The 23,076-nt window shown below is 56.9% G+C and carries 22 protein-coding genes; 16 read left to right on the plus strand and 6 right to left on the minus strand.

Annotated elements, in window-relative coordinates; genetic code table 11:
• Positions 1–72: 72 nt before the first annotated feature.
• On the plus strand, positions 73–465 hold the full coding sequence (locus tag B7L15_RS08520; protein ID WP_085918562.1) for an ectoine synthase: 393 nt from the start codon (positions 73–75) through the stop codon (positions 463–465).
• 114 nt (positions 466–579) lie between these two features.
• On the opposite strand, the gene B7L15_RS08525 is transcribed toward B7L15_RS08520, so the two are convergent.
• Positions 580–1,128, minus strand: a complete 549-nt coding sequence (locus tag B7L15_RS08525) for a DUF3833 domain-containing protein (RefSeq protein ID WP_085918563.1) — start codon at positions 1,126–1,128, stop codon at positions 580–582.
• 213 nt (positions 1,129–1,341) lie between these two features.
• Here B7L15_RS08525 and B7L15_RS08530 point away from each other — a divergent pair, with 213 nt between their 5' ends.
• Genes B7L15_RS08530 through yidD form a run of 6 tightly spaced genes read left to right on the plus strand, consistent with a single transcriptional unit; the run spans position 1,342 to position 6,022 of the window.
• The gene (locus B7L15_RS08530) at positions 1,342–2,181 is read left to right on the plus strand and encodes an ATP-dependent zinc protease family protein (protein ID WP_085918564.1); all 840 of its coding nucleotides are present in this window, start codon (positions 1,342–1,344) and stop codon (positions 2,179–2,181) included.
• A gap of 36 nt (positions 2,182–2,217) precedes the next feature.
• Entirely contained in the window at positions 2,218–3,741 is a 1,524-nt protein-coding gene (locus B7L15_RS08535) for an inactive transglutaminase family protein (RefSeq protein WP_085918565.1), read from the plus strand.
• Positions 3,738–4,736: an alpha-L-glutamate ligase-like protein gene (locus tag B7L15_RS08540; RefSeq protein ID WP_085918566.1), complete on the plus strand. Its 999-nt coding sequence runs from the start codon at positions 3,738–3,740 to the stop codon at positions 4,734–4,736. The genes B7L15_RS08535 and B7L15_RS08540 overlap by 4 nt, the downstream gene beginning before the upstream one ends.
• 49 nt (positions 4,737–4,785) lie before the next feature.
• Positions 4,786–5,235, plus strand: a complete 450-nt coding sequence (locus B7L15_RS08545; RefSeq protein ID WP_085918567.1) for a transcriptional repressor — start codon at positions 4,786–4,788, stop codon at positions 5,233–5,235.
• Between the two features lie 2 nt (positions 5,236–5,237).
• On the plus strand, positions 5,238–5,696 hold the full coding sequence (hisI, locus tag B7L15_RS08550; protein WP_085918568.1) for a phosphoribosyl-AMP cyclohydrolase: 459 nt from the start codon (positions 5,238–5,240) through the stop codon (positions 5,694–5,696).
• On the plus strand, positions 5,693–6,022 hold the full coding sequence (yidD, locus tag B7L15_RS08555; protein WP_085918569.1) for a membrane protein insertion efficiency factor YidD: 330 nt from the start codon (positions 5,693–5,695) through the stop codon (positions 6,020–6,022). Before hisI ends, yidD begins: the two co-directional genes overlap by 4 nt.
• Here the strand turns inward: yidD and B7L15_RS08560 are convergent.
• Positions 6,019–6,438, minus strand: coding sequence for a SufE family protein (locus B7L15_RS08560; RefSeq protein WP_085918570.1), 420 nt, complete (start codon positions 6,436–6,438; stop codon positions 6,019–6,021). The genes yidD and B7L15_RS08560 overlap by 4 nt on opposite strands.
• Before the next feature lie 38 nt (positions 6,439–6,476).
• The gene (locus B7L15_RS08565; RefSeq protein ID WP_085918571.1) at positions 6,477–7,634 is read right to left on the minus strand and encodes a tyrosine-type recombinase/integrase; all 1,158 of its coding nucleotides are present in this window, start codon (positions 7,632–7,634) and stop codon (positions 6,477–6,479) included.
• 235 nt (positions 7,635–7,869) lie between these two features.
• On the opposite strand from B7L15_RS08565, the gene B7L15_RS08570 reads away from it, so the two are divergent.
• The gene (locus tag B7L15_RS08570) at positions 7,870–8,916 is read left to right on the plus strand and encodes a DNA-binding protein (RefSeq protein ID WP_085918572.1); all 1,047 of its coding nucleotides are present in this window, start codon (positions 7,870–7,872) and stop codon (positions 8,914–8,916) included.
• 80 nt (positions 8,917–8,996) lie between these two features.
• On the opposite strand, the gene nfuA is transcribed toward B7L15_RS08570, so the two are convergent.
• A complete protein-coding gene (gene nfuA, locus B7L15_RS08575; protein WP_085918573.1) occupies positions 8,997–9,620 on the minus strand; it encodes a Fe-S biogenesis protein NfuA in 624 nt (207 codons plus the stop codon).
• Positions 9,621–9,892: 272 nt separating this feature from the next.
• On the opposite strand from nfuA, the gene metH reads away from it, so the two are divergent.
• The 4 genes from metH to B7L15_RS08595 all read left to right on the plus strand — a co-directional run bounded on the left by metH (position 9,893) and on the right by B7L15_RS08595 (position 17,228).
• Positions 9,893–13,588 carry a methionine synthase gene (gene metH, locus B7L15_RS08580; RefSeq protein ID WP_085918574.1) on the plus strand — a complete coding sequence of 1,232 codons (3,696 nt, stop codon included), beginning with the start codon at positions 9,893–9,895 and terminating at the stop codon, positions 13,586–13,588.
• Positions 13,589–13,590: 2 nt separating this feature from the next.
• Entirely contained in the window at positions 13,591–14,916 is a 1,326-nt protein-coding gene (locus tag B7L15_RS08585) for an MATE family efflux transporter (protein WP_254902890.1), read from the plus strand.
• A 124-nt stretch (positions 14,917–15,040) separates the two neighbouring features.
• A complete protein-coding gene (locus tag B7L15_RS08590) occupies positions 15,041–16,696 on the plus strand; it encodes a nitrite/sulfite reductase (protein ID WP_085918575.1) in 1,656 nt (551 codons plus the stop codon).
• Entirely contained in the window at positions 16,686–17,228 is a 543-nt protein-coding gene (locus B7L15_RS08595) for a DUF934 domain-containing protein (protein ID WP_085918576.1), read from the plus strand. Before B7L15_RS08590 ends, B7L15_RS08595 begins: the two co-directional genes overlap by 11 nt.
• A 74-nt stretch (positions 17,229–17,302) precedes the next feature.
• Here B7L15_RS08595 and smrA read toward each other — a convergent pair whose 3' ends face one another.
• The gene (gene smrA / locus B7L15_RS08600; RefSeq protein ID WP_085918577.1) at positions 17,303–17,893 is read right to left on the minus strand and encodes a DNA endonuclease SmrA; all 591 of its coding nucleotides are present in this window, start codon (positions 17,891–17,893) and stop codon (positions 17,303–17,305) included.
• A 132-nt stretch (positions 17,894–18,025) separates the two neighbouring features.
• On the opposite strand from smrA, the gene B7L15_RS08605 reads away from it, so the two are divergent.
• The 4 genes from B7L15_RS08605 (at position 18,026) to pdxH (ending at position 20,246) form a co-directional block, all read left to right on the plus strand.
• Positions 18,026–18,496 carry a gamma-glutamylcyclotransferase family protein gene (locus B7L15_RS08605; protein ID WP_085918578.1) on the plus strand — a complete coding sequence of 157 codons (471 nt, stop codon included), beginning with the start codon at positions 18,026–18,028 and terminating at the stop codon, positions 18,494–18,496.
• A 24-nt stretch (positions 18,497–18,520) separates the two neighbouring features.
• A complete protein-coding gene (gene wrbA, locus B7L15_RS08610) occupies positions 18,521–19,144 on the plus strand; it encodes an NAD(P)H:quinone oxidoreductase (RefSeq protein WP_085918579.1) in 624 nt (207 codons plus the stop codon).
• Entirely contained in the window at positions 19,141–19,536 is a 396-nt protein-coding gene (locus B7L15_RS08615; RefSeq protein ID WP_085918580.1) for a DUF2069 domain-containing protein, read from the plus strand. Before wrbA ends, B7L15_RS08615 begins: the two co-directional genes overlap by 4 nt.
• A gap of 65 nt (positions 19,537–19,601) precedes the next feature.
• Positions 19,602–20,246, plus strand: coding sequence for a pyridoxamine 5'-phosphate oxidase (gene pdxH / locus B7L15_RS08620; protein ID WP_085918581.1), 645 nt, complete (start codon positions 19,602–19,604; stop codon positions 20,244–20,246).
• A gap of 51 nt (positions 20,247–20,297) precedes the next feature.
• Here the strand turns inward: pdxH and B7L15_RS08625 are convergent, their stop codons facing one another.
• Complete coding sequence (locus B7L15_RS08625) at positions 20,298–23,045, minus strand: bifunctional acetate--CoA ligase family protein/GNAT family N-acetyltransferase (RefSeq protein WP_085918582.1); 2,748 nt, start codon at positions 23,043–23,045, stop codon at positions 20,298–20,300.
• Between the last annotated feature and the right edge of the window lie 31 nt (positions 23,046–23,076).

The following is a 23,076-nucleotide window of genomic DNA, read 5'->3' on the forward strand; positions in this document are numbered from 1 at the left end:
ACGCTACTGATCTTCCGCTAAGATATAACGTACGCGGTACCGTCCGGGCCGCCTCTGAACTGGAGCACACGTATGATCGTTCGCAACATTGAAGAAGCTCGCCAAACAGATCGCTTAGTGACAGCCGAAAACGGAAACTGGGACAGCACGCGCCTGGTACTGGCTGATGATGGTGGCAACTTCTCGTTCCACATTACGCGCATCTTCGAAGGCACCGAAACGCATATTCATTACAAGCATCACTATGAATCCGTCTACTGCATCGAAGGTGAGGGTGAGGTAGAAACCCTGGCAGATGGCAAAATCTGGCCGATCAAGCCCGGTGACATCTACATTCTTGACCAGCATGACGAACACCTGCTGCGTGCTCATAAAACGATGCATCTGGCCTGTGTGTTCACACCGCCAATCACAGGCAACGAAGTACACCGTGAAGATGGCTCGTACGCACCAGCCGATGATTGAGCCATGGGGCTCAAGCTTTTTTGGCACACCGTACTAAAACCTTAGTACTAAAACAGCCTGCTGATCAGCAGGCTGTTTTTGGGTGCGGCAGAGGCTGATGCATCAAAGCGACTATTATTTTGATCGCGGCGTTGCTTGCTCAAAAACCAGCGTGATCTCACCCAGGGTTAAACCAAACTTTTTCATCGCGGTACGATTGATCAATCGTCCATCTGGTTGTAAGTACATCCAGTCATCCATGGTGAAGTTTATCGTTCTATCGCCGATCGCCACATCAAGTGGGTAATTCATGTGGAACGCATGACCGTACTGGCGGGCTTCAACGGGCTCCTCGACGTCGTTGGCAGTACCCACCCAACGATGCTCATCGATACGCTCGAAGCGCCATACGCGCTTGTCTGTCTCGCCATCGGCAAACACGAAGTCTTCATCCAGAATGAGCGTGCCGTTTTCAACACGGCCATCGATGGTCACGGTAAACCGGCGCTGAACCTCGCCGCTGTAATCCTGTACCATGCCCCAGGCGCGTGTTGAGCCGGTAAAGTATTCCGCAATATCCAGTCGCGGTTCTGTATCGGCGTAATCTTCGATGTCGACACTCGAACAGCTGGCAAGGAAAACAACCAAGAGGGCGATAACGGTAGCGTGTACAGGTTTTCTCATCGCGTTTTTCCTATATAGACAACGTGGCATGTATAATTACTGTCAAGACTATCGCAGGAATTGTGGCTAAAGCCAATCTATCCTTTCGGTTCGCATAATATATATTATGTTAAATTGAATGGATTGCCGGTAAATAACACCACGCGGTTGTTGGACAACCGGTCTCACTACTCCTTATCATTCATCTTCTTATTGATCACGGATGTCCATGTTATGCGTAAAGGTGTTGTTTGGTTGATAGTAGGTTCGGCTGTTTTGGTGTCTGGCTGTGCATTGCCGAAGCCTGCTCCCGAAGGCCCTCCGCCTCTTGATGAAGCAGCATTCAACATGCGCATGGATAGGTTACAGACCCAGTTGTCCCAGCAGTGTGGCGAGACCGCTTCCTTGCAGCAACGCCAGCTTGACCAGCAGGAAGTCTTCACCGCCGATGTGCGTGAAGTTGGCAGCCTGCTTCGTCGCCTACGTAACGACGTGCAGCAACTGGATGCGCACAACCAAGAATCCATCGTGGTTCGTGAAGAATGTAACGTTGAAAACGACCTGCTTGAAAATAAAACGCTGCTTGGCCGCAATGAATGGGTGGGATTGCCGAGTATTGGTACCTATCTCCAGGCCCAAGTGGATTCAGGCGCCAATACATCATCGCTATCTGCCCGTGACATCACGCCCTTTGAGCGTGACGGTGAAGACTGGGTGCGCTTCAAGTTGGCGCTTAATGAAGAAGATGTCGTGGTTGAAAGTATCCGCGATGAGTGGATTGAAGCGCCTATCGAGCGTCGCGTCCGTATTGTACAGGCCTCCGGAGAAGAATCGCGCCTGGTGATTTCCCTGCTGCTAACCCTGGGTCCGCTTAGCGAAAATGTGGAGTTCACCCTTAGTAACCGCAGTCACCTGGACTACCCTGTTCTGCTTGGTCGTCGTTTTTTACTCGATATTGCCCTTATTGATGTGGCTGAAACTTATCGCTTCGATCGACCTGAATTCCCAGGTGGTGAGCCCGCCGACGAAGCGGCTGAGGATGAAGCGGCCGACTCGGACGATAGTGAAGAATAACGACAGTCGCCACTGTCACTTTTGAAAGGAATCTTAATGTCACGGCTACCCTTTTATTTTATTGTCGGTTTATTGCTCGCAGCCGGCATTGCGATGAGTGTACATCGTCACCTGCAGTTTGAAATACCCTGGGTGCCAGGTGAGCAGCGCCAGGTATGGGAAATCGAGGCCGTCATCACCTTTGATGCTCAGGATGGGCCTGTAGAGGTTGATCTTGCACTGCCGACCCAGCAGGCCGGATACCGCATACTCACCGAGAACACAGCGTCTTCCGGTTATGGGCTGGCTTACCAGGCAGATGAAGCAGGTCGGCGTGCGGAGTGGACGATTCGCGAGGCTGATGGTGAACAGCAGCTGTATTATTCCGTTCAAATGCTGGTATCGCCCGAGGCGCAAGCGCCGGTGCAGACTGCACCTGAGCTTCCTCCTGCCGTCGAATGGGAAAGTCCTTACGACTCAGCTGCTGAGCAGCTTATCGAGGAAGCCTGGGAGCGAAGTGCCAATAACGCCACCTTTGCCCGGGAGTTGATTCGCGATACAAACGGAGAACGCCAGGATGAAAATGCTCGCCTTCTGCTTGGCGAGATGGACCCTGCACCACTGGTTGTTCGCCTGCTTAACCAGGCAGGTGTGAAAGCTCGAGGGGTTAGCGGCTTGCTACTTGACGATGGCCGTCGCCGACAAACGCTGAGCACCTGGATTCAGGTCTTCGATGAAAACGATGAAACATGGTCGCTTTTTCATCCCATTACCGGTGTCCAAGGCAAGCCTGACAATCTGCTGCTATGGGAAACGACCGGCGACGCTGTACTTGAGGTACAAGGCGGGACCAATTCCCGGGTCAGCTTCTCGATGATGACCCACTATCAGCCCGCATCCGCGGCGGTACGTAACCACAACTCCAACGATACGCTGCTGAATTTCTCGATTCACAGCCTCCCGCTGGAAGAACAGGCCCTATTCCAAACCATCTTGCTTATCCCGATTGGGGCGCTGGTCGTCGTCTTCCTGCGCGTACTGGTAGGCATCAAAACCTCGGGCACCTTCATGCCTGTACTGATTGCCCTCGCCTTCATCCAGACCAGTCTGGCAACCGGATTAATTGGTTTTCTGCTGGTCGTATCGGTAGGCCTGATAATCCGCAATTACTTGTCTTACTTGAATTTATTGTTGGTTGCCAGGGTCTCGGCGGTGATCATCACCGTCATTGCCATCATCTCGGTGTTCTCGGTGCTGGCGTACCGAATGGGCTTGAACGCCGGACTCACCATTACCTTTTTCCCGATGATCATTCTGGCCTGGACGATCGAGCGGATGTCGATTCTGTGGGAAGAAGAAGGTCCCAAGCAGGTCCTGATACAGGGCGGCGGGAGCTTGCTGACAGCCGTCATTGCGTTCCTGGCCATGAACAATCCGTGGGTGCGACACATCACCTTCAACTTCCTGGGGGTTCAGTTTATCTTGATGGCGCTGATTCTTTTGCTCGGTAATTACACCGGTTACCGCCTGCTGGAACTGAGGCGCTTCAAGCCCATTACCGAGGAAGACAAACCCTCATGAGCTTGCTGAGCAATTGGACATGGCCGACGCAACTGCGTGACAAAGGCATCATTGGTATGAACCGGCGTAACATCCGTTATATCGGGCGTTACAACAATCGGCGTCTTTACCCGCTGGTCGATGACAAGCTGAAAACCAAGCTACTGGCGCAGCGTTATGGAATTACCTCTCCGGCGTTAATCGGCACGGTGACGACGCAGTTTGGGGTCAAACATATCGGACGCATATTGGCAGGCCACCATGGCTTTGTGATCAAGCCGGCCAAAGGCAGCGGCGGCAAAGGGATTCTGGTGGTTGAAAAGATTGAGGGCGACGATTTTATCAAGCCCAGCGGTGCTCGCCTGTCGATCACCGACATCGAGCGCCATGTATCGAATATCCTGTCAGGACTCTATTCGCTTGGCGGCTCACCCGATGTCGCCGTTGTCGAGACACTGATCAACTTTGATGAAAGCCTGATGGCCTACACCTATGAAGGCGTGCCCGATATTCGTGTCATCGTCTTTAAAGGCTACCCCGTCATGGCCATGATGCGACTTTCCACGGCGGCGTCGGATGGCAAGGCCAACCTGCATCAGGGGGCTGTCGGGGTGGGGCTTAATATGGCAACGGGCGCTGCCCTTCGCGGCGTTCAGTTTGATCGTCCCTGCTTTGTCCACCCCGATACAGGGCATGATCTTGCTAGTCTCAAAGTTCCGCAGTGGGAAACCTTGCTTAACTTAGCGGCCGGTTGTTATGAAATGACCGGCTTGGGGTACCTGGGAACCGACATGGTGCTCGACCGCCAGCATGGCCCGATGCTATTAGAGCTCAATGCCCGCCCCGGTCTTGCCATCCAGATGACCAACGGTGAAGGGCTGCGCCGCCGCCTGGACCTTATTGAACGTCAGCCCGATGGTGTGCCGGCCGAGAAGCGTGTGGCGTTTGCACAGCATCATTTTGCCCGCGTGAGTGAGTTGATTGACCCACCTGACACGCCTCCTGCAAGCGCGTAAACTACTCTTCAGCGCGTGAACTGCGCTCACCATGGTCAACGAGACGTCTATGACACACGCCAATGTGCTATTACAACAGGCAGAATCCCAATGCCACACGCGGGGGGTGCGCTTTACGCCTATTCGGCGCCGTGTGCTTGAACTGATTGCGCGTCATGGCGGCGGCTTAAAGGCCTATGATCTACTTGATAAACTCTCCACAGAGCACGCGGCTGCTCGCCCCCCGACGGTGTATCGTGCCCTCGAGTTTCTTATCGAGCAGGGACTGGTGCACCGTATCGAATCGCAAAACGCCTATGTTGCCTGCGCATGTCCGGAGCATGCCCATGGCTTTCAACTGCTTATCTGCCGACAGTGTGGCTACGTGGAAGAACTCCACCTGGATGAAATCAGCGATCAACTGGCTGCCCTCGCCCAGCGTCAAGGCTTCAATGTACAGCGCCAAACCATTGAGCTACAGGGGCTATGCCAGCGCTGCCAACCCCATGAGGAATCGTGAACATGTCCTCCAAAAATTCATTACTCAAAGACCTTGAGTCGGCATCTCCCGCGGATACCCTTCTCTCAGTCACGGCGTTGCTCGATGCCGCCGCTTTTAATGCGGACGGATTGATGCCAGCCATCGCCCAACAGCACGATACCGGCGAAGTATTGATGATGGCCTGGATGAACCGCGCATCCCTGGAAGAAACACTGCAAACGCAGCGGGTATGCTATTACTCACGCTCGCGCGGCAAATTATGGCGAAAAGGTGAGTCTTCCGGCCAGCAGCAGCATCTCGTATCAGCGGCCCTCGACTGTGATGGAGACACGCTGCTGCTCCAGGTGGACCAAACAGGACCTGCCTGCCATACGGGTCGGCGAAGCTGCTTTTACCTGTCACTTTCAAGTGAAGGCGTGACGGTCAACAGCGAGCCACTTATTGACCCCGCCGAGCTCTACGCCAAGCCATCACCATGACGGCTTGGCGCGCACTGGTTAGTGCCGTTCGTTGGCTGGTCGGTCATTGCCTGGTTGTCATGGTGCGCACTTATCAATATACGTTAAGCCCCCTGCTCGGCCCGCGCTGTCGTTTTTGGCCAAGCTGTTCGTCTTATACCATTGAAGCCATTCAGGTACACGGGCCGTTCAAAGGTAGCTGGATGGCGATGAAGCGTATTCTGAAATGCCACCCGGGAAGCAACGGCGGGATGGACCCCGTACCCGGCGGGCGCAGCGAAGCCTTGTGCCGGGAAGACGAGGAACACGCTCACACCGATGGTCACCATCACTCCCGGCGTGATTAAGCGCTCTGCCGGGCAACCTGGTAAATGCGCTCCAACATGGCATGCAAGCCGTTACTACGCGTTGGCGACAGGTGCTTGTCCAGGCCCAGATCCGTCATGAAATGCGGCTCTGTGACGCTCACCTCGGCAGCGGTTCTTTCGCTGTAAATACGCAGCAGCACGGCAATCAAGCCCGAGACTATCGCCGCATCAGAGGTCGCCTTGAAGATCAGCTTGTCGTCTTGCTGTTCATGGTGCATCCACACGTTCGACTGACACCCCTGAATTTTATACTCGTCAGTTTTCCACTCGTCTGGGTAATGGGGGAGCTGCTTGCCCATATCAATGATGTATTGATAACGGTCCATCCAGTTATCAAACATGTCGAACTCTTCGATCAGTTCCTGCTGGGCTAACTCGGCACCGGACGTGCTCATGGTGATTCCTTTAGCGTTGGTGTCACGTATGCCGCCCATTATAACGTCTCAGCGTCGTCTTGGGTGACTCTCGGCTCAATCTGATGGCGCTGCTGTTGCTGGTGCCACTCGATAGCCTCATTGTGCAGATAGCGCGCCGTGGTATCCAGGCGCGAGTGGCGAGCACTGTCGGCCAGATGCCGCAGGCTGATGCCTGCCTGGGCTTGATGGGTAATGGACGTATGGCGCAACCAGTGGGGGGTTGCTCGACGCAACGCCGCGATATTAGCAGGGCTTCCTTCAGCCGCTTCCAGCGCGTTGGCCGCTTCGTTGAAAGTCTCACGTATCAGACGGTAGAGCTGGTTATGACCAATCCCCCGCTTCTTGTCCAAAGCGCGAAGTACCGGCGTATCGTCGTGATGGGGTGGCGTGGTAGCGAGTCCCAGGGTTTGTCGCCATTCAGCCAGGCATTCCAGCATGTCAGCGGGTAGCGGAATATGGGCGACCTTATTGCCCTTGCCAACGACGGACCACCACCAACGGCCCTCGCTTTGATGAAAATCGCCCATACGGGCATCGGCCATTTCACTCACGCGGGGAGCCAGCAGGTACGCAAAACCAAAGATAAAACGTCGCCTGGCCATTTCGTAACGGTCGCGTTCGCCCTTCCCCGCTGGCTGGTTAAGCCACTGCCAGAGCCACCCCCATAGCTCGCGCTCCAGATAGCGCTCAATCCGCGGCGCCTGGTTGTTCAAGCGACGCGATTTATCGCGCATCAGGCGAAATGGGTTATGGCGCACCCAGCCTGCTTCTACCAGCCAACTGAATAACCCCTGCAGAATGATCAGGCTTTGCCGGCGACTGGCCGGGGAAAGACCACCTCGAAACGGGCGCCATTGCGGGTGATGACGGGGCTTGGTAGGCCCCGCCCACTGCGCGCTTGGCTGCGGATCGGCCAGGAAGTTCTCGAAGTGACGCAGCACGTCACGGTTTACCTGGCCAAGCGTCAAATTCTGAGCCTTGAGCCACAGCAGCAAGCGCTCGGCTTCCCGACGATAGCACTTCCAGGTTTGCGGGCTGTCCTGGTACTCGGCGAGCCACGCCGCCACCGCTTCCACATCCGTGTTGGCGGTAATGTGTGGCAAAACCGGCGAACCGCTGAGGTTTTCCAGCGGCGATATCGGGTTGGCGATAGCTGTATTATCTCGCGTTTCCATTGGCGACCCTGCTCCTCTCTCACCCTAATCGTCCCTCTTCCCTTCTTATTCGGCCCAGTTGCTAACGGGTGCGCCAAGTCTGCCTTTTATACCTTATAAATTCAAGATAATACGGGTAATCTTGAATTTAACCAATTTAAAATAAATAAATTACACTTTACATATTACGTAATATTGCCTTGTATGACCCGGGGCGGGATAATGACTGCCACTAACCCCAATAAGGAGCTCGCAAATGGCACGCAGCGGCGTTCAATATCAAGATGTACAGCAGGCCATCGATACGTTGCTCAGCCGAGGCGATACGCCCAGCGTGCAGCGTATTCGTGAAGTGCTCGGTACGGGTAGCTTCACCACCATCAGTGAACATTTCCGCCAGTGGCGTCTTGAGCGTGAGCACAACCGTGACGTCCCACCGCCCAAAGGGTTGCCTGAGGCAGTGGTCAGCGTTGCCAGTGAACTATGGAAGGAAGCCAGGGAGGCGGCGCACGATGCGTTATGCCATTACCGTGAAGAAGCCGACCGCCAGGTTGAGACTGCAAAGCTTGAAGCCAACGACGCCGACCAGCGGGCCGCCAATGCGGAGCAGCGTGAAAGCGCCCTGGCGGAACATCTGCGTCATACAGAAACGCGCGTCGAGGGGCTTAGTCGAGACCTGGCGGCCAGCCAAGCCGATGAAGCCCAGTGGCGGACTCAAGCAAGAGAGGCACGTGAAGAGGTGGCCAAGTGGCAGTCCGCCTATGAGCGAGCCCAGCAACAGTTGGGTGAGCATCAGGCGCAACATGCCGATCAGCTCAGCCAACAGCAAGCCGAATGGCAGGCGCGCCTGACTCAGGAAGAGCAGCGCCATGAAGCTGCCGAAGATCGCCTAATGAGCTTGCTGGACAGCGCCCGACAGGAACGGGCACAGGAAGAAAGCGCCTACCAGCAGCGGCTGAAACAGGCTGATAAACGCAACGAGAAACTGGCCCAAGAGGTTAAAACGCTGGAAAAATCAATCTATCAGTATCAGTTGGAGGCGCATGCCGAGCAGCAAGCTCAACAGCAGCTTCAGGCAGCGCTGAATGCGCTGGAGCAACGCTACCAAGAGGCGATCAAGAAACTCGACGATGCAGAATCGGCATTAGCCGAAGAAGCGCGGCAGCATGACGCTCGCGAAAAGGCCTGGCAGGAGCAGCTTTGGTCAAGAATGGACGCCATGCAGCGACAGTTAACCGACCTGCCGACATCACTGTCGCGTGATCAGGACGGTGAGCGCGAAGATAAAGATAGCCTTGAGTAGACGGCTAGCATCAACGGGCACTCTTAAACGATAATGCCCAGCGGGTGCTGGGCATCATAATGCTGTTGGGACGCTATCGCTTACCGGTAGTAAGCGTTGGTGGTGTCCGAATGGTCGGTCACATCACGAATGCCGCCAAGCTCGGGAATACGTTCCATAAGCGTTTTTTCGACGCCGTCCTTGAGGGTCAGGTCAACGGCCGCACACCCCTGGCAACCACCGCCGAAGGCCAGCACCGCCATGTTCTGCTCGGTCAGTTCGACCAGCTTGACTTCTCCGCCGTGAGAGGCCAGACCTGGGTTGATCTCGCTGTACAGAACATAGTTGACGCGGTCTTCAAGTGGGCTGTCCGCGTTGACCTTGGGCATTTTGGCGTTTGGGGCCTTGATGGTCAGCTGACCGCCCATGCGGTCGGCGTTAAAGTCGACCACGGCTTCTTCAAGGAACGCCAAGCTGTTCTTGTCGAGAAACACATTGATTTTTTCGAGCTCAAGCTTTTCGTCAGTCGGCTCTTCTTCGCCCGGGCGACAATAGGCCAGACACGTTTCGGCGTAAGGTGTACCTGGCTGGGTGATGAAAATGCGCACGGCGATGCCTTCTACGTTTTGCTTTTCCAGCAATTCCGCCAGGTAATCCTGCGCACTGTTCGTGATATCAATACCCTGGGTATCGACGTTGGTATCGGCTTCTGCTGTCGTGGTCATGAGGGTTGTTTTCCTCCCGTGGCAGTGGCGGGGCCACTTCACATGTCATTTTGTGTCTATGGTAAGCAAAACAGCGCGCCGACACAATCCCGACTGTTTTACTAGGCTATTTCCGGTGTATTGTTAATGGGGCCTATGGCATTCATAAACAATACATTGCTGCCCCGCCTGGCACCCTTTGTTATCATAGTGCGCCGTTGGTTCATTTGAACGGCGATTGCCGACGATAAAAATACCTTTTTTGACTGTGACGCTGGAGACATCCCCCTGCCATGGCTGCTAGTGATTTGATTGCCACCCTCTCCCAACGCCTGAATCAACGTATCCATATCCTGGATGGCGGCATGGGGACCATGTTGCAGAATGCCGAGCTGAGCGAGGAGGAGTTTCGTGGCCAGCGTTTCAGTGACTGGCCGTCGGACCTGAAAGGCAACAATGACTTGCTGGCGCTGACCTGCCCCGACGTGGTGACCCGCATTCACCGCGATTATCTCGAGGCCGGTGCCGATATTATTGAAACCAACACTTTCAACAGCACGCGCCTCTCCCAGGCTGACTATGGCATGGAAGATATTGTGCCGGAGCTGAATCGGGAATCGGCACGGCTGGCCCGGGAAGTGTGTGACGCCGTTGCCGAAGAGACCGGCGTACCGCGATATGTGGCGGGTGTGCTGGGCCCTACCTCGCGAACCGCGTCGCTGTCGCCGGATGTCAACGACCCTGCCAAGCGTAACGTCACATTTAATGAGCTGCGCGACAATTACCTTGAAGCAGCCAAGTCGCTGATCGAAGGCGGCGCCGATCTGATCATGATCGAGACCATCTTCGATACGCTGAATGCCAAGGCCGCGATCTACGCCCTTGATGAACTGTTCGAGTCCCTGGGCAACCGGTTGCCAGTGATGATTTCCGGCACCATCACCGATGCTTCCGGGCGGACGCTGTCGGGGCAAACCACGGAAGCTTTCTGGAATTCGATTCGCCATGCCGAGCCGTTTTCCGTGGGCCTAAACTGCGCGTTGGGTGCCGAGGAATTACGCCAGTACGTCGAAGAGCTTTCCACCAAGGCCGACACCTTTGTATCGGCCCACCCCAACGCGGGCCTGCCCAACGAATTTGGCGAATACGACCAAACGCCTGAAGAAATGGCGGCCATCGTCGGCGAGTTTGCACAGAGCGGCCTGGTCAACATTATCGGCGGCTGTTGCGGCTCGACGCCGGAACACATCCGCGCCATTGCAGAAGCCGTTCACGGTTTGGCGCCCCGGGAGGTACCAGAGCGTTCGCGCGCATGCCGGTTATCGGGACTTGAACCGTTCAACATCGAGGCCGACTCGCTGTTTGTGAATGTCGGCGAGCGCACCAATGTGACCGGCTCGGCGCGCTTCAAGCGACTGATCGTGGAAGAAGATTTCACCACCGCGCTGGAAGTCGCGCTGGAGCAGGTGGAAAACGGCGCCCAGATCATCGATATCAACATGGATGAGGGCATGCTGGAATCCCAGGAAGCCATGGTGCGCTTTCTGAACCTGATCGCCGGCGAGCCCGACATCGCCCGTGTGCCTATCATGATCGACTCGTCCAAATGGGAAATCATCGAAGCCGGCCTTCAGTGCGTGCAGGGCAAGGCAGTGGTGAACTCCATTTCGCTCAAGGAAGGCGAAGAAGCTTTCCGCGAGCAGGCGACCAAATGCCGGCGCTACGGGGCCGCCATCGTCGTGATGGCGTTCGACGAGGAAGGCCAGGCTGATACCTTCGCCCGCAAGACCGAGATTTGTGAGCGCGCCTACCGCCTGCTGGTAGATGAAATCGGTTTCCCGGCGGAAGATATCATTTTCGACCCCAACATTTTCGCCATTGCCACGGGTATCGAAGAGCATAACAACTACGCCGTTGATTTCATCGAGGCATCCCAGTGGATTCGCGAACACCTGCCCCATGCGATGCTGTCCGGGGGCGTTTCCAACGTCTCCTTCTCGTTCCGGGGTAATAATCCGGTACGCGAAGCGATTCACTCGGTCTTTCTGTACCACGCCATTCGTGCGGGGCTCACCATGGGGATCGTCAATGCCGGTCAGTTGGCCGTTTACGACGATCTGCCGGCCGAACTGCGCGACGCCGTGGAAGACGTGGTACTCAACCGTCGCAGCGACGGTACCGAGCGCCTGCTCGATATTGCCGATAACTATAAAGGCGATGGCAGCGGCGCGGCGAAAAAAGAAGACCTGGAGTGGCGCAGCTGGCCGGTCAACAAGCGTATCGAACATGCCCTTGTCAAAGGCATCACAGCGCATATCGAAGACGATACCGAACTGGCACGCGCCGAGGCGGAACGCCCCATTGAGGTCATTGAAGGGCCATTGATGGACGGCATGAGCGTGGTCGGCGACCTGTTTGGCGCGGGCAAGATGTTCCTGCCCCAGGTGGTCAAATCCGCTCGCGTCATGAAGCAGGCCGTCGCCTATCTGATTCCCTATATCGAGGCCGAAAAAAGCGCTGACACCCAGGCCAAGGGCAAGATTGTCATGGCGACGGTCAAGGGCGACGTCCACGATATCGGCAAGAATATCGTCGGCGTGGTGCTTCAGTGCAACAACTACGAGGTTATTGACCTTGGCGTAATGGTGCCCACCGAGAAAATCCTCCAGGCCGCCAAGGATCACAACGCCGATATCATCGGGCTGTCCGGTTTGATCACGCCGTCCCTGGATGAAATGGTTCACGTCGCCAAGGAAATGAAGCGTCGCGGCATGGACCTGCCACTGCTGATTGGCGGTGCAACGACCTCGAAAGCGCATACGGCGGTTAAAATCGAACCCCAGTATGACCATCCGGTGATTTATGTGACCGATGCGTCCCGGGCCGTTGGGGTGGCCAGCCGGTTGCTTACCCCGTCCCTCAAGACGCCCTATATCGCCGAAATACGCGAAGAGTACGAAAAGGTTCGTGAACGCAATGCCAAGCGTCGCCCCAAAGCCGCCGACCTTGACTACACCCAGGCGCGTAAGCGGCGTTTCCGGACCGACTGGGCCAGCTACACACCGGGCAAACCTCATCAACTGGGGCTACAAACCTTCGATAATTACCCGCTTGATGAACTCGTCGAGCGGATCGACTGGACACCCTTCTTCATGAGCTGGCAGTTGGCAGGGAAGTTCCCCAAGATTCTGGATGACAAGGTGGTCGGTGAAGCCGCCCGCAACCTGTTTGAAGATGCCAAGGTGATGCTGCGCAAGCTGCTTGATGAAAAGCGCGTCCAGGCACGGGGCGTGATTGGCTTCTGGCCGGCAAATACTGTCGACGACGACGTCATTGAAGTCTACGCCGATGAATCCCGTACCGATGTCGTCGAACGACTTCACCATATCCGTCAGCAGACCACCAAAGGGCGCGACGGCATCTGTTACAGCCTGGCGGATTTCATCGCCCCCAAGGACAGCGGCAAAGCGGACTGGATTGGTGGCTTTGCAGTGACCACCGGGCACGGGGTCGATGAACTGGCCAAAGAATATGAAGCGGCGGGGGACGACTATAACGCCATCATGGTTCAGGCCCTGACGGACCGGTTGGCGGAAGCCTTTGCCGAGCGCATGCACGAACGTGTGCGCAAGGAGTTCTGGGGCTATGTGCCCGAGGAGTCGCTCGATAATGACGCCTTGATTGCCGAGAAATACCAGGGTATCCGCCCTGCCCCCGGCTACCCGGCCTGCCCTGACCACACCGAGAAGGCAACGCTGTTCAGACTGCTTGACGCCACCGCCAATACCGGACTGGCGCTGACCGAAAACTTTGCCATGTGGCCTGCCGCGGCGGTATCAGGGTGGTATTTCTCGCATCCGCAGTCCAAATATTTTTCAACCGGCAAGATTACCCAAGACCAGGTCAAGGTATTGGCTGAGCGTAAACAGATGCCGCTCGAGGAAATGGAGCGCTGGCTGTCACCAGTGCTTTCCTACGACCCGAGCTGACTGTGCCCTACGTCGCCCACCGCCACGGCATAGTGGTTCGTCTGGCTTGGCCGGTCATACTGGGCATGCTCTCGCAGAGCATGCTCAATCTGGTCGATGCCGCCTTGGTGGGCCGTCTAGGCGAAACAGCGTTGGCGGGTGTTGGCCTTGGCGGTTACGCCATGTTCATGATGACCGCCCTGGTGTTCGGGCTGTCCTCCAGCGTTCAATCACAAACCGCCCAGCGCCTGGGCGCGGGTCATTCTGGCCTCTCCCTGCCGTTGCAGGCGGGCCTGCTGCTTGGCTTGATCAGTGGCACATTACTGGCGCTGCTGGCATGGTGGCAGGCGCCTTTGATTATGCATTGGATCTCGCCGACGCCGGACGTTCATGACGTGGCAGTTGATTACTTCCGCTGGCGTGTGCTGTCGCTGGCGGCGATTGCGCTCACCCTGTGCTTTCGTGGTTACTGGAATGGCCGTCAGTACACTCGCCTGTATTTGCGCATTATTGTGGCGGTTCACCTGCTTAACGTGGTGCTCAGCGCGGGATTGATTTTTGGCCTTGCCGGGCTTCCCGAACTGGAAGCCAGTGGTGCTGGCGTTGCCACCAGCTTGTCGGTGGGCGTGGGGCTGTTGCTCTGGATAGGCATCACCGCCCGCCACAGCAGCGCTCTGACATGGGCCCAGTTACGACCTGACATACAGGGGCTGCGAACCACGGCCCGGCTGGCGTTGCCGCACTCGGCCCAGCAGCTTTGGTTTGCCGCTGGCTATGCCGTGCTTTTCTGGCTGTTGAGCCAGCTCGGCACCGCGAGTGTTGCGGTGGGGCACGTGCTGATCAACCTGTCGCTGTTGCTGATATTGCCGGGCGTGGGTGTCGGGGTTGCCGCAATGAGCCTGGTGGGTGAAGCCCTGGGGCGGGACGCCGAGCAAGAAGCTCACCGCTGGGGTCTGGACGCGCTCTGGGTAGCTGCACTGCTGCTGGTCGTACTGGCCCTGCCCATGCTATGGATGCCGGACAAACTGCTTGGCCTGTTTTTCAAGGCGCCGGAATTGATTAAGCTTGGCACTTTGCCGCTTCAGTTAACGGGCCTGATGATGGTCATTGACGTCGCCGCATTGGTACTCGCCCAGGCCCTGATGGGCGCGGGCGCTCAGCGAACCGTCATGCTGTTAACGTTGAGCCTGCAGTGGCTGCTTTTTTTACCGCTGGCCTGGTGGGTTGGCGTCAGTCTCGGCTATGGGCTGCTCGGCATTTGGCTAATGCAGTTGATGTATCGCATCATTAACTCAGCTGCTTTTTTCTGGATATGGCAACGCCGCCGGTGGGCGACGTCGCTAGCGTAAATACCATTTTGAGATAAAAAGATAATTATATATTCTTTTGTAGAATATGATGCCCGCGTTAAGGTGGCGACACTGATTCGTCCCGTTTCAACGTGACAACTTCGCTTTAGCAGGACCGTGCCCCATGTATCGCTATGATATTCATGACCAAACGCTGGTAGATGAGCGCGTCGCTCAGTTTCGCGATCAAATGGATCGCTACCGCGACGGGCGTTTGGGAGAAGAAGAGTTTCGTCCACTGCGTTTGCAGAATGGTCTCTATATCCAACGCCATGCGCCCATGCTGCGTATTGCGATCCCGTACGGCATGTTGGCTGGCCATCAGCTGCGTGCGCTGGGGAGTATTACCCGTCGCTACGACCGTGGCTACGGTCACTTCACCACGCGCCAGAATCTTCAGCTCAACTGGCCTGCCCTGGAAGACGTGCCGGATATCCTGGCGGATCTGGCCAACGTCCAGATGCACGCGATCCAGACCAGCGGCAACTGCATTCGCAATACCACCAGCGATCAATTTGCCGGTATTGCCAACGATGAAGTGGAAGATCCGCGTCCCTGGTGCGAGCTGATTCGCCAGTGGTCGACGCTGCACCCTGAATTTGCCTATCTGCCGCGCAAGTTCAAGATCGCCGTCAGCGGTGCTTCCCAGGACCGTGCGGCCATCCAGGTCCACGATATCGGCCTGCGTCTGTGGTACAACGAGGCAGGCGAATTGCGCGTAAGAGTCCTTGCGGGTGGTGGTCTGGGCCGCACGCCGATGATCGGCGATGTGGTGCGCGACGACCTGCCCTGGCAGCACCTGCTGACCTATCTGGAAGCGTGCGTCCGGGTGTACAACCAGTTCGGGCGTCGCGACAACAAGTTCAAAGCGCGGATCAAGATTCTGGTCAAGGCGTTGGGCATCGAAGAGTACCGCCGTCGCGTCGAGGAAGAGTGGGCGCATTTGAAAGACGGCCCCCAGACGCTCAATGCGGCGGCGGTCGAGGCAGCCAAAAGCCACTTCCCCGAACCGGAACGTCGCAGCGTGGCTGAAAGTGCTGTGCAGGATTACGAGCGCCTTCGTCAGGAAAATCGAGGCTTTGCACGCTTCGTGACCAATAACGTGGCTGACCACAAGGTTTACGGCTACAAGGCCGTGACGCTATCGCTCAAGCGCCGCGAGCATGCCCCTGGCGACGTGACGGCTGACCAGATGGACGCCATCGCCGACCTCGCGGACCGTTACAGCTTCGGTGAAGTCCGGGTTACCCATGAGCAGAATCTGGTACTTTCCGACGTGCCGGTGGACGAGCTGGAAGCCCTTTGGCAAGAGCTTGAAACACTGGGCATGGCCAACCCGACAGTGGGCACGCTCAACGACATTATTTGCTGCCCTGGCGGCGATTACTGCAGCCTGGCCAACGCGGTGTCGATTCCCATCGCCCAGGCATTGCAGGAACGCTTTGAAGACCTCGATTTCCTTTACGACCTGGGGCCGCTGGATCTGAATATTTCCGGCTGCATGAATGCCTGTGGCCACCACCACGTGGGCCATATCGGCATTCTGGGCGTCGATAAAAAGGGCGAGGAGTACTACCAGGTATCGATTGGCGGCAATTCGACCGATGATGCCTCATTGGGCAAGATTCTTGGCCCCTCCTTCTTCCGTGAAGACGTCCCCGGGGTTGTCGAGAAAGTGCTGGAAGTCTACGTGGCCCAGCGCCATGAAGATGAACGCTTCCTGGACACTTATCGCCGTATTGGACTGAAACCCTTCAAGGAGCGTGTGTATGCCGCCTAATGACAAACAGGCCGAGGCGGTTGAGATGACGCCGGTTCATGCCGATCACCTGATCGCCAATGGCGAACTGGCGGCGGAAAATGCCTGGTGCGTGTCTTACGACGCTGAGGCACTTCCCGAGCAACGCCCTGCTTTTGTACCGCTGGCGCTCTGGAAGGCTCATCAGGAAGACACCGAGCTGGCACCGCTGCTGGCAAGCGATTGCGAACTGACGGCGACCCTGGCCGATGAGATCCGTTCGGCCCCGGCCGTCGCCATTCATTTTCCGGCATTCACCGACGGCCGTGGCTACAGCCTTGCCCGGCTGTTACGCGAGCGTTTCGGCTACAACGGTGAAGTGCGCGCAGTTGGCGATGTGCTGGTCGACCAGTTGGAATACATGCGCCGCTGTGGCTTTACCGCCATGGCGCTGCGCGATGACCAGCATCCCGAAGATGCCCTGCGGGCGTTGAGCTTTTTCAGTGTGCGCTACCAGCCGGATGTCGAAGAACGCCAGGCACTGTTTGAAAAACGCCTTAACGCTAGCCACTAAGTGCGTCAGTCATCTAAACGCAAAGGGGCAGCCAACGGCTGCCCCTTTTGTTTTGACGGCTTATGTGTCGCTGGCTAGCCACGACGCTTCTGTTGCCGTTCACGGTTGTTGGCTTTCGCCCGATCGCTCTTGCGTAGCATGACCCAGGTAGCCCCCAGCCCACCTTCCGACGGCTGGGCGGAGATGTAGGCCTGTACTTCATCAAACTGGATCAGCCATTTGCCAATATAGGAGCGCAGCACATTGGCCGGGCTGTCGATCTCCCGCCCACGCCCGTGGACAATCAGTACCGAACGCAGGTCGTGCGCATAAGCATCCTGAATAAAGGGAAATACCAGTCTCCGGCATTCGGCCAGAGGCCGTCTGAGCAGGTGAAGCTGTGCCTGGACCGGGTAGCCGCCGTGCTTGAGTTTATCAACCACCCCCTGCTGGATTCCCTCGCGGCGGTACTCGATGGGGTCAAAGGGGGGTATCAGGTCGACAAAATCATCGGATAGAAAGTTACGCTCATCAATCTCTGCTTCAGCGCGTTCGCGCCTTGCCAATTGGGCCTCGGAAGGACGCTTGCGCGCATCACCGGTATCTGCGCGGTTTTTATCCGCTAGCGGTTTCACGTCGCCCACAAGCGCCCGAAAGTCTGTTTCATCACGAAGTGGCTGGTTCATGGCAGGCTCTCCGACAGGATAGGCTTTTTATCCTACCAAACACGCACTGATTGCTTAAGCGTCTTGTTACGCTTGTGTTCCACGCTGACGCACGCCACGCTACGCTTTCTGCCTGCTACATAAGGAAACACCATGGCCTGGGTAAAACGCCTGTTGGTGCTATGTACAATACTGCTACTGGGCCTTGCCGGGTGGCTTTGGCTGACCATGCTCAGCCCGTGGTTTTATGAGCGACCCGACGATCTTGCGGATATCGAACAGCGCACACACCAGGTGTTTGTCTACGGCACGTTGCGCTATGCGCCGGTTCGCTGGGTGGTGATGGGCGGTTCGGGCGACCCTGAACCAGCCACGCTTGAAGACCATCAGCGCAACGGGCTTGATTTATCGCCTTCGCCTGGCAGCCAGGTGAAAGGGCTTCGCCTGAGCGTCACCGCCGATCAACTCGCTCGCCTGGATCGCTATGAACGCCTGGGGGTTCGCTACGAGCGGGTGGAGAAGCAGCTTGCCGATAGCACCCGTGCCTGGGTCTATCAACGGCTGCCCAATGCGCAAGGTATGCGTTTGGCATTACCCGCTGCCCACATTGCTCTGGTACCCTAAGAGAATAATCTGCTTGGAGTTACTATGTCCGGTTCATTGCCCTATGTCTTGATACTTTATTACTCGCGCTCGGGTGCGACCGCCACCATGGCTCAGCAGATGGCCGCCGGCGTAGAGCAAGTGGCAGGCATTGAAGCGCGCCTGCGCACTGTGCCGCCGGTTTCCCCCACCTGCGAAGCGACATCCCCCGAGATCCCCGAGGAAGGCGCGATTTATGCCGAGCTCGACGATCTCCGTCACTGTAGCGCCCTGGCGCTTGGCAGCCCGACCCGGTTTGGCAACATGGCGTCACCACTTAAATATTTTCTGGATACCACCAGCAGCCTTTGGATCAATGGTGCCCTGATCGACAAGCCGGCAACCGCCTTTACCTCAAGCTCGAGCCTGCATGGTGGGCAGGAAGCCACGTTGTTGACCATGCTGGTCCCGCTGCTTCACCACGGCATGGTCTACGCTGGCGTGCCCTATAGCGCCACTGAGCTGCTGGCCACAGAAACCGGTGGAACGCCCTATGGCTCAAGCCACCTGGCAGGGCCAAGGAGCGACCGCTCAGTCGATGAACACGAGCGCGCCCTGTGCGTCGCTCAGGGCAAGCGCCTCGCCAAACTGGCGCTGGCGATGCGGACAATGCGCGAGGAGACATCATGAAGCAGTGGCTGGAGCGGCTTGAGCAACGGCACGGCGTTGATCTTCTCACCTTGCGGGCACGGCAGTGGGTATTGGCAAGTTTTGGCCTGTTGCTGATAATGATGCTGTTACGTGGTTTCATGGTGCAGGACGCGGCGTTCAGTTGGCGCCCCATGGCAGCCTTTGTGCTTCCCCTGATCCTGTTTCTACCTTCTATTATCGGAAGGCGACCGCGAGGGCATGCCTGGTTAGCCTTTGTCAGCCTGCTGTATTTCAGCCAGGGCGTGATGGTGGCCACCCTACCCACTCAAACCTTGCGTGGCGTCACCGAGGCCGTTCTCTCGCTCGCTTTGTTTACCGGTTGCATGGCCTTTGCGCGGTTTCGCAGCCGCCAATTACGTGCTCAGGGCTAATCAGGGCTTGAGCTTTGTGACCACACCCGACACCATGTAAAAAATTCTTGATGGAGAGCCTAGCAATGGCACGCGACATAGCGGATATCAGGCGTGATTATGAAGGTGGCCAACTCGATGAATCCCAGGCCCCTGATGATCCCCTCGTGTTGTTTGATGAATGGTTCAATCTGGCTATCGAAAAGGAAGGCAAAGACAGCAATGCCATGACGCTGGCAAGCGTCGACAGCCAGGGGCGCCCTCACGCGCGCGTGGTGCTTTTGAAAGGGTTCGACGAGCGCGGCATGGTGTTTTACACCAATTACCATAGCCACAAGGGAAGTGAACTCAACAATGTGCCCTACGCGGCGCTTACCTTCTGGTGGCCATCGATTTCCCGCCAGGTGCGTATTGAGGGAGCCGTCGAGCAGGTGGCCGCTGAAGAGTCCGACGCGTATTTCGCCAGCCGCCCACGTGGCAGCCAGTTAGGTGCCTGGATTGCCACCCAGAGTGTAGTGATACCGGACCGTAACTGGATTGAAGAACGGCAAAAGCGTTTTGAACAAGCCTATGAAGGGCAAGAAATTCCGCGTCCCAACCACTGGGGCGGTTACCGCGTGAATCCCGATATGATCGAATTCTGGCAGGGCCAACCCAGTCGCTTGCACGACCGTATACGCTTTGAGCGTCGCGAAGGCGGCGAGTGGAACTCTTTCCGCATGGCGCCCTGAGCCCCTCTGCCCTGTGGCTGGCCAAGGTGGCGGGCTAGCCATGCCCAGCGGCTAGTCCGGCAGGCTTTCCAGCCGGTGGCGCTGCCATTCACTTTCGGGCTCGTTGAGCCGCATGATGGCATCAATTACCTGTTCTTCCATGTTGTAACGACAAGTGAAGCCCAGGTGTTTCATCAGTGCCCGCATGGGATGATTATCCGGCATGATTTTGCCCACCATTTCCAGGGTGCCAATGTGGGTGCAATAAGCGACCATTTTCTTCATTAACAGGCTGCCGATCCCCAGGCCCTGCATGTCGTCGCGAATAATGACCGAAAATTCCGTTCGAATGTTATCCGGATCATTCCAGACACGCACCACCCCGAGCATTTCCTTGCTGCCATCATCGCGTTGATGTTCGGCAATAAACGCCATCTGGCGGTCGTAATTGATATGCGACAACATCGAAAGATCGCGCTGGGTTAAATCCGACTTGTTATGAAAATAGCGGAAACGAATACTTTCTTCGGAAAGTTGGCGGTGAAAATTGGTAATCAACGGCGCATCTTCGGCACGAATCGGCCGCACCTCGACTTGCCAGCCGTTTTTCAACGTCAGCCATTCACGCAGCTCTTCCGGATAAGGCATGATGGCAAAGCGTGCCGGGGGGCCGAGGTCCATGGCAAAATCGACGGCCAGCATGCCGTCCCGGTTGAGCAGCAATGGGTTAAGTTCAAGCCCACGCAGCTCGCCCAGATCCGAGGCCATTTGTGACAGCTTTACCAGCAGTTGGCATAAGTGCTGGGTATCCCGGTCGGGGTCTGACGAGTGTTCGCGGATCAACGATGCGGCGTGGGTGCGATTGACCACATCCGCCGCCAGGCTCATGTTGAGGGGCGGTAAAGCGACTTGGCGGTCAGCAAGTACATTGACTTTATAGCCACCAATGCCAAACACGATCAGCGGGCCGAATACCGGGTCCCGGGTAATGCCCGCGCACACCTGCATGGAATGCTTGCCGCGCTGCATGGGCTGCAGGCAGTATTCATGGATCGCGTATTCGGGGTACTTTTCGTTCACCTTTTCGCCCAGTTGGCGAACGCCATCCGCCACCTGCTCGGGGGTTTCAAGATCCTGAAGCAGCCCTGCCGAAATCTTATGCGGGTGCTTGCGATAGCGATAGGGTCGACAATTGCCCTCATGCACCACCTTCAGCGCCTTGGGTCCTTCAATCTGCCCGGCAATGTCCAACGCCTGCTCGGCACTGGTAAGGTAATAACTGGTCGCTGCAGGAATGCCGTAAGCCTCAAGCACTTGCGCCGTTTCCGAGTGGCTTAACGTCTGACGGCCCTCGGCCTTCGCCTCGCTGATCAATGTCCGGCACTCTGCGCGAATATCAGCACTGGTGGAAAACGGCAGGCTGGGCGGTGTTTCCTGAAGCAGCTGTTGAACGCGCTGGTAGTCCACCATATGCATGAAGGCTTTCACCGCTTTTTCGGGCGAAATATAAGTGGGAATGCCGGCCAGGTTGCATTCGTGGCGAGCATTCAACGCCTCTTTGAGCCCCATCCAACTGGTCAATAAATTACGACGGAAGGCCTTGCGGTTGGCAATCAGCGCTTGTGCGGTGACCAGCGAAGGCGCCAGGCGCGTTGGTGCATGCACCACGAGGACCGCATCCACATTGGCATCTGCGGCGACAATTTTCAGCGCCTCGACAAACCGCTCGGGCGTGGCATTACCGCCCAGGTCAACGGGGTTTTCACCGGGTTTGCTGAAATCGACCTGGCTTTGATGCAACGCTTGTTGTGTTTCATCGCTGAACTCGGCCAGCTTGCCTCCGGCGCTGACCAGCTTGTCGATAGCCAGCATGGCAGGCCCCAAACCGTTAGACACCACCGCCAGGCGGTCGCCACGTAATGGTTTCATGCGCGAGAGGGTTTCCAGGGCATCCAGCAACTCGTCGGAGTCGTCGACACGCACTACCCCGGCGCGTGAAAAAGCCGCGTCAAACACGACATCGCGATTGGCAATACCCGGCGTCGGGGCCATGCCGGAAATATCCGAAGCAAAGGTTCTTCCGCTCTTGATGGCCAGCACGAGCCGGTTTCTCGAGGCGTCACGTACCGCGGTCATGAAATGCTGCGCGTCGGAAATCCGCTCAAGATGGAGCAGAATTGCCTGCGCCGGTGAGAACTGATTTACGTAATCGATCAGATCCGGCAATAGCACATCGACACTGTCACCCACGGTAATCAGGTGCGAAAACCCCACATCGCGCCCGGCTGCCCAATCGATCATGGCGTTGGCCAACATGCCTGACTGGCCAAGATACGCCACTCGGCCTGCCTTGACCGGCTGACTGGCATATGAAGCATTGAGTTTTTTAGCTGGCACGATAAGGCCCATGCACTCAGGCCCCAGCACGCGGATGCCGGATTCACGGGCAGCCTTCAGCATGCGCTCGCGTATCGAGCCTTTATTGCCCGTGTCGCGATCCAGATAAGCGCCACCGGAAAGTACCAGGGCGGCTTTTACCCCAAACTTGCCCAACTGGTGGATCAATTTGGGCACCCCGTCAATGGGCGAGCAGATGATGGCGAGGTCAGGCACCTCAGGCAAGTCGTCAACGCGCTTGACACAGGGGTCACCGAAGACCTGATCATAGCCTTTCAGATTAACCGCCCAACGTCGCCCCTTGAACCCGCCTTCATGAATATTGCGAAGCACCAAGCCCCCAAGCGACGCTGGGTTCTCGGATGCGCCAATGACGGCAAGCGTGCGGGGTTCGAAAAAATGGTGCAAGAAACGTGTACTCACGTTTGCCTCTCCTGGAACGGTGCAGCGCGAT

Source organism: Halomonas sp. CSM-2 (genome assembly GCF_002119345.1).
Classification (GTDB): domain Bacteria; phylum Pseudomonadota; class Gammaproteobacteria; order Pseudomonadales; family Halomonadaceae; genus Vreelandella; species Vreelandella janggokensis.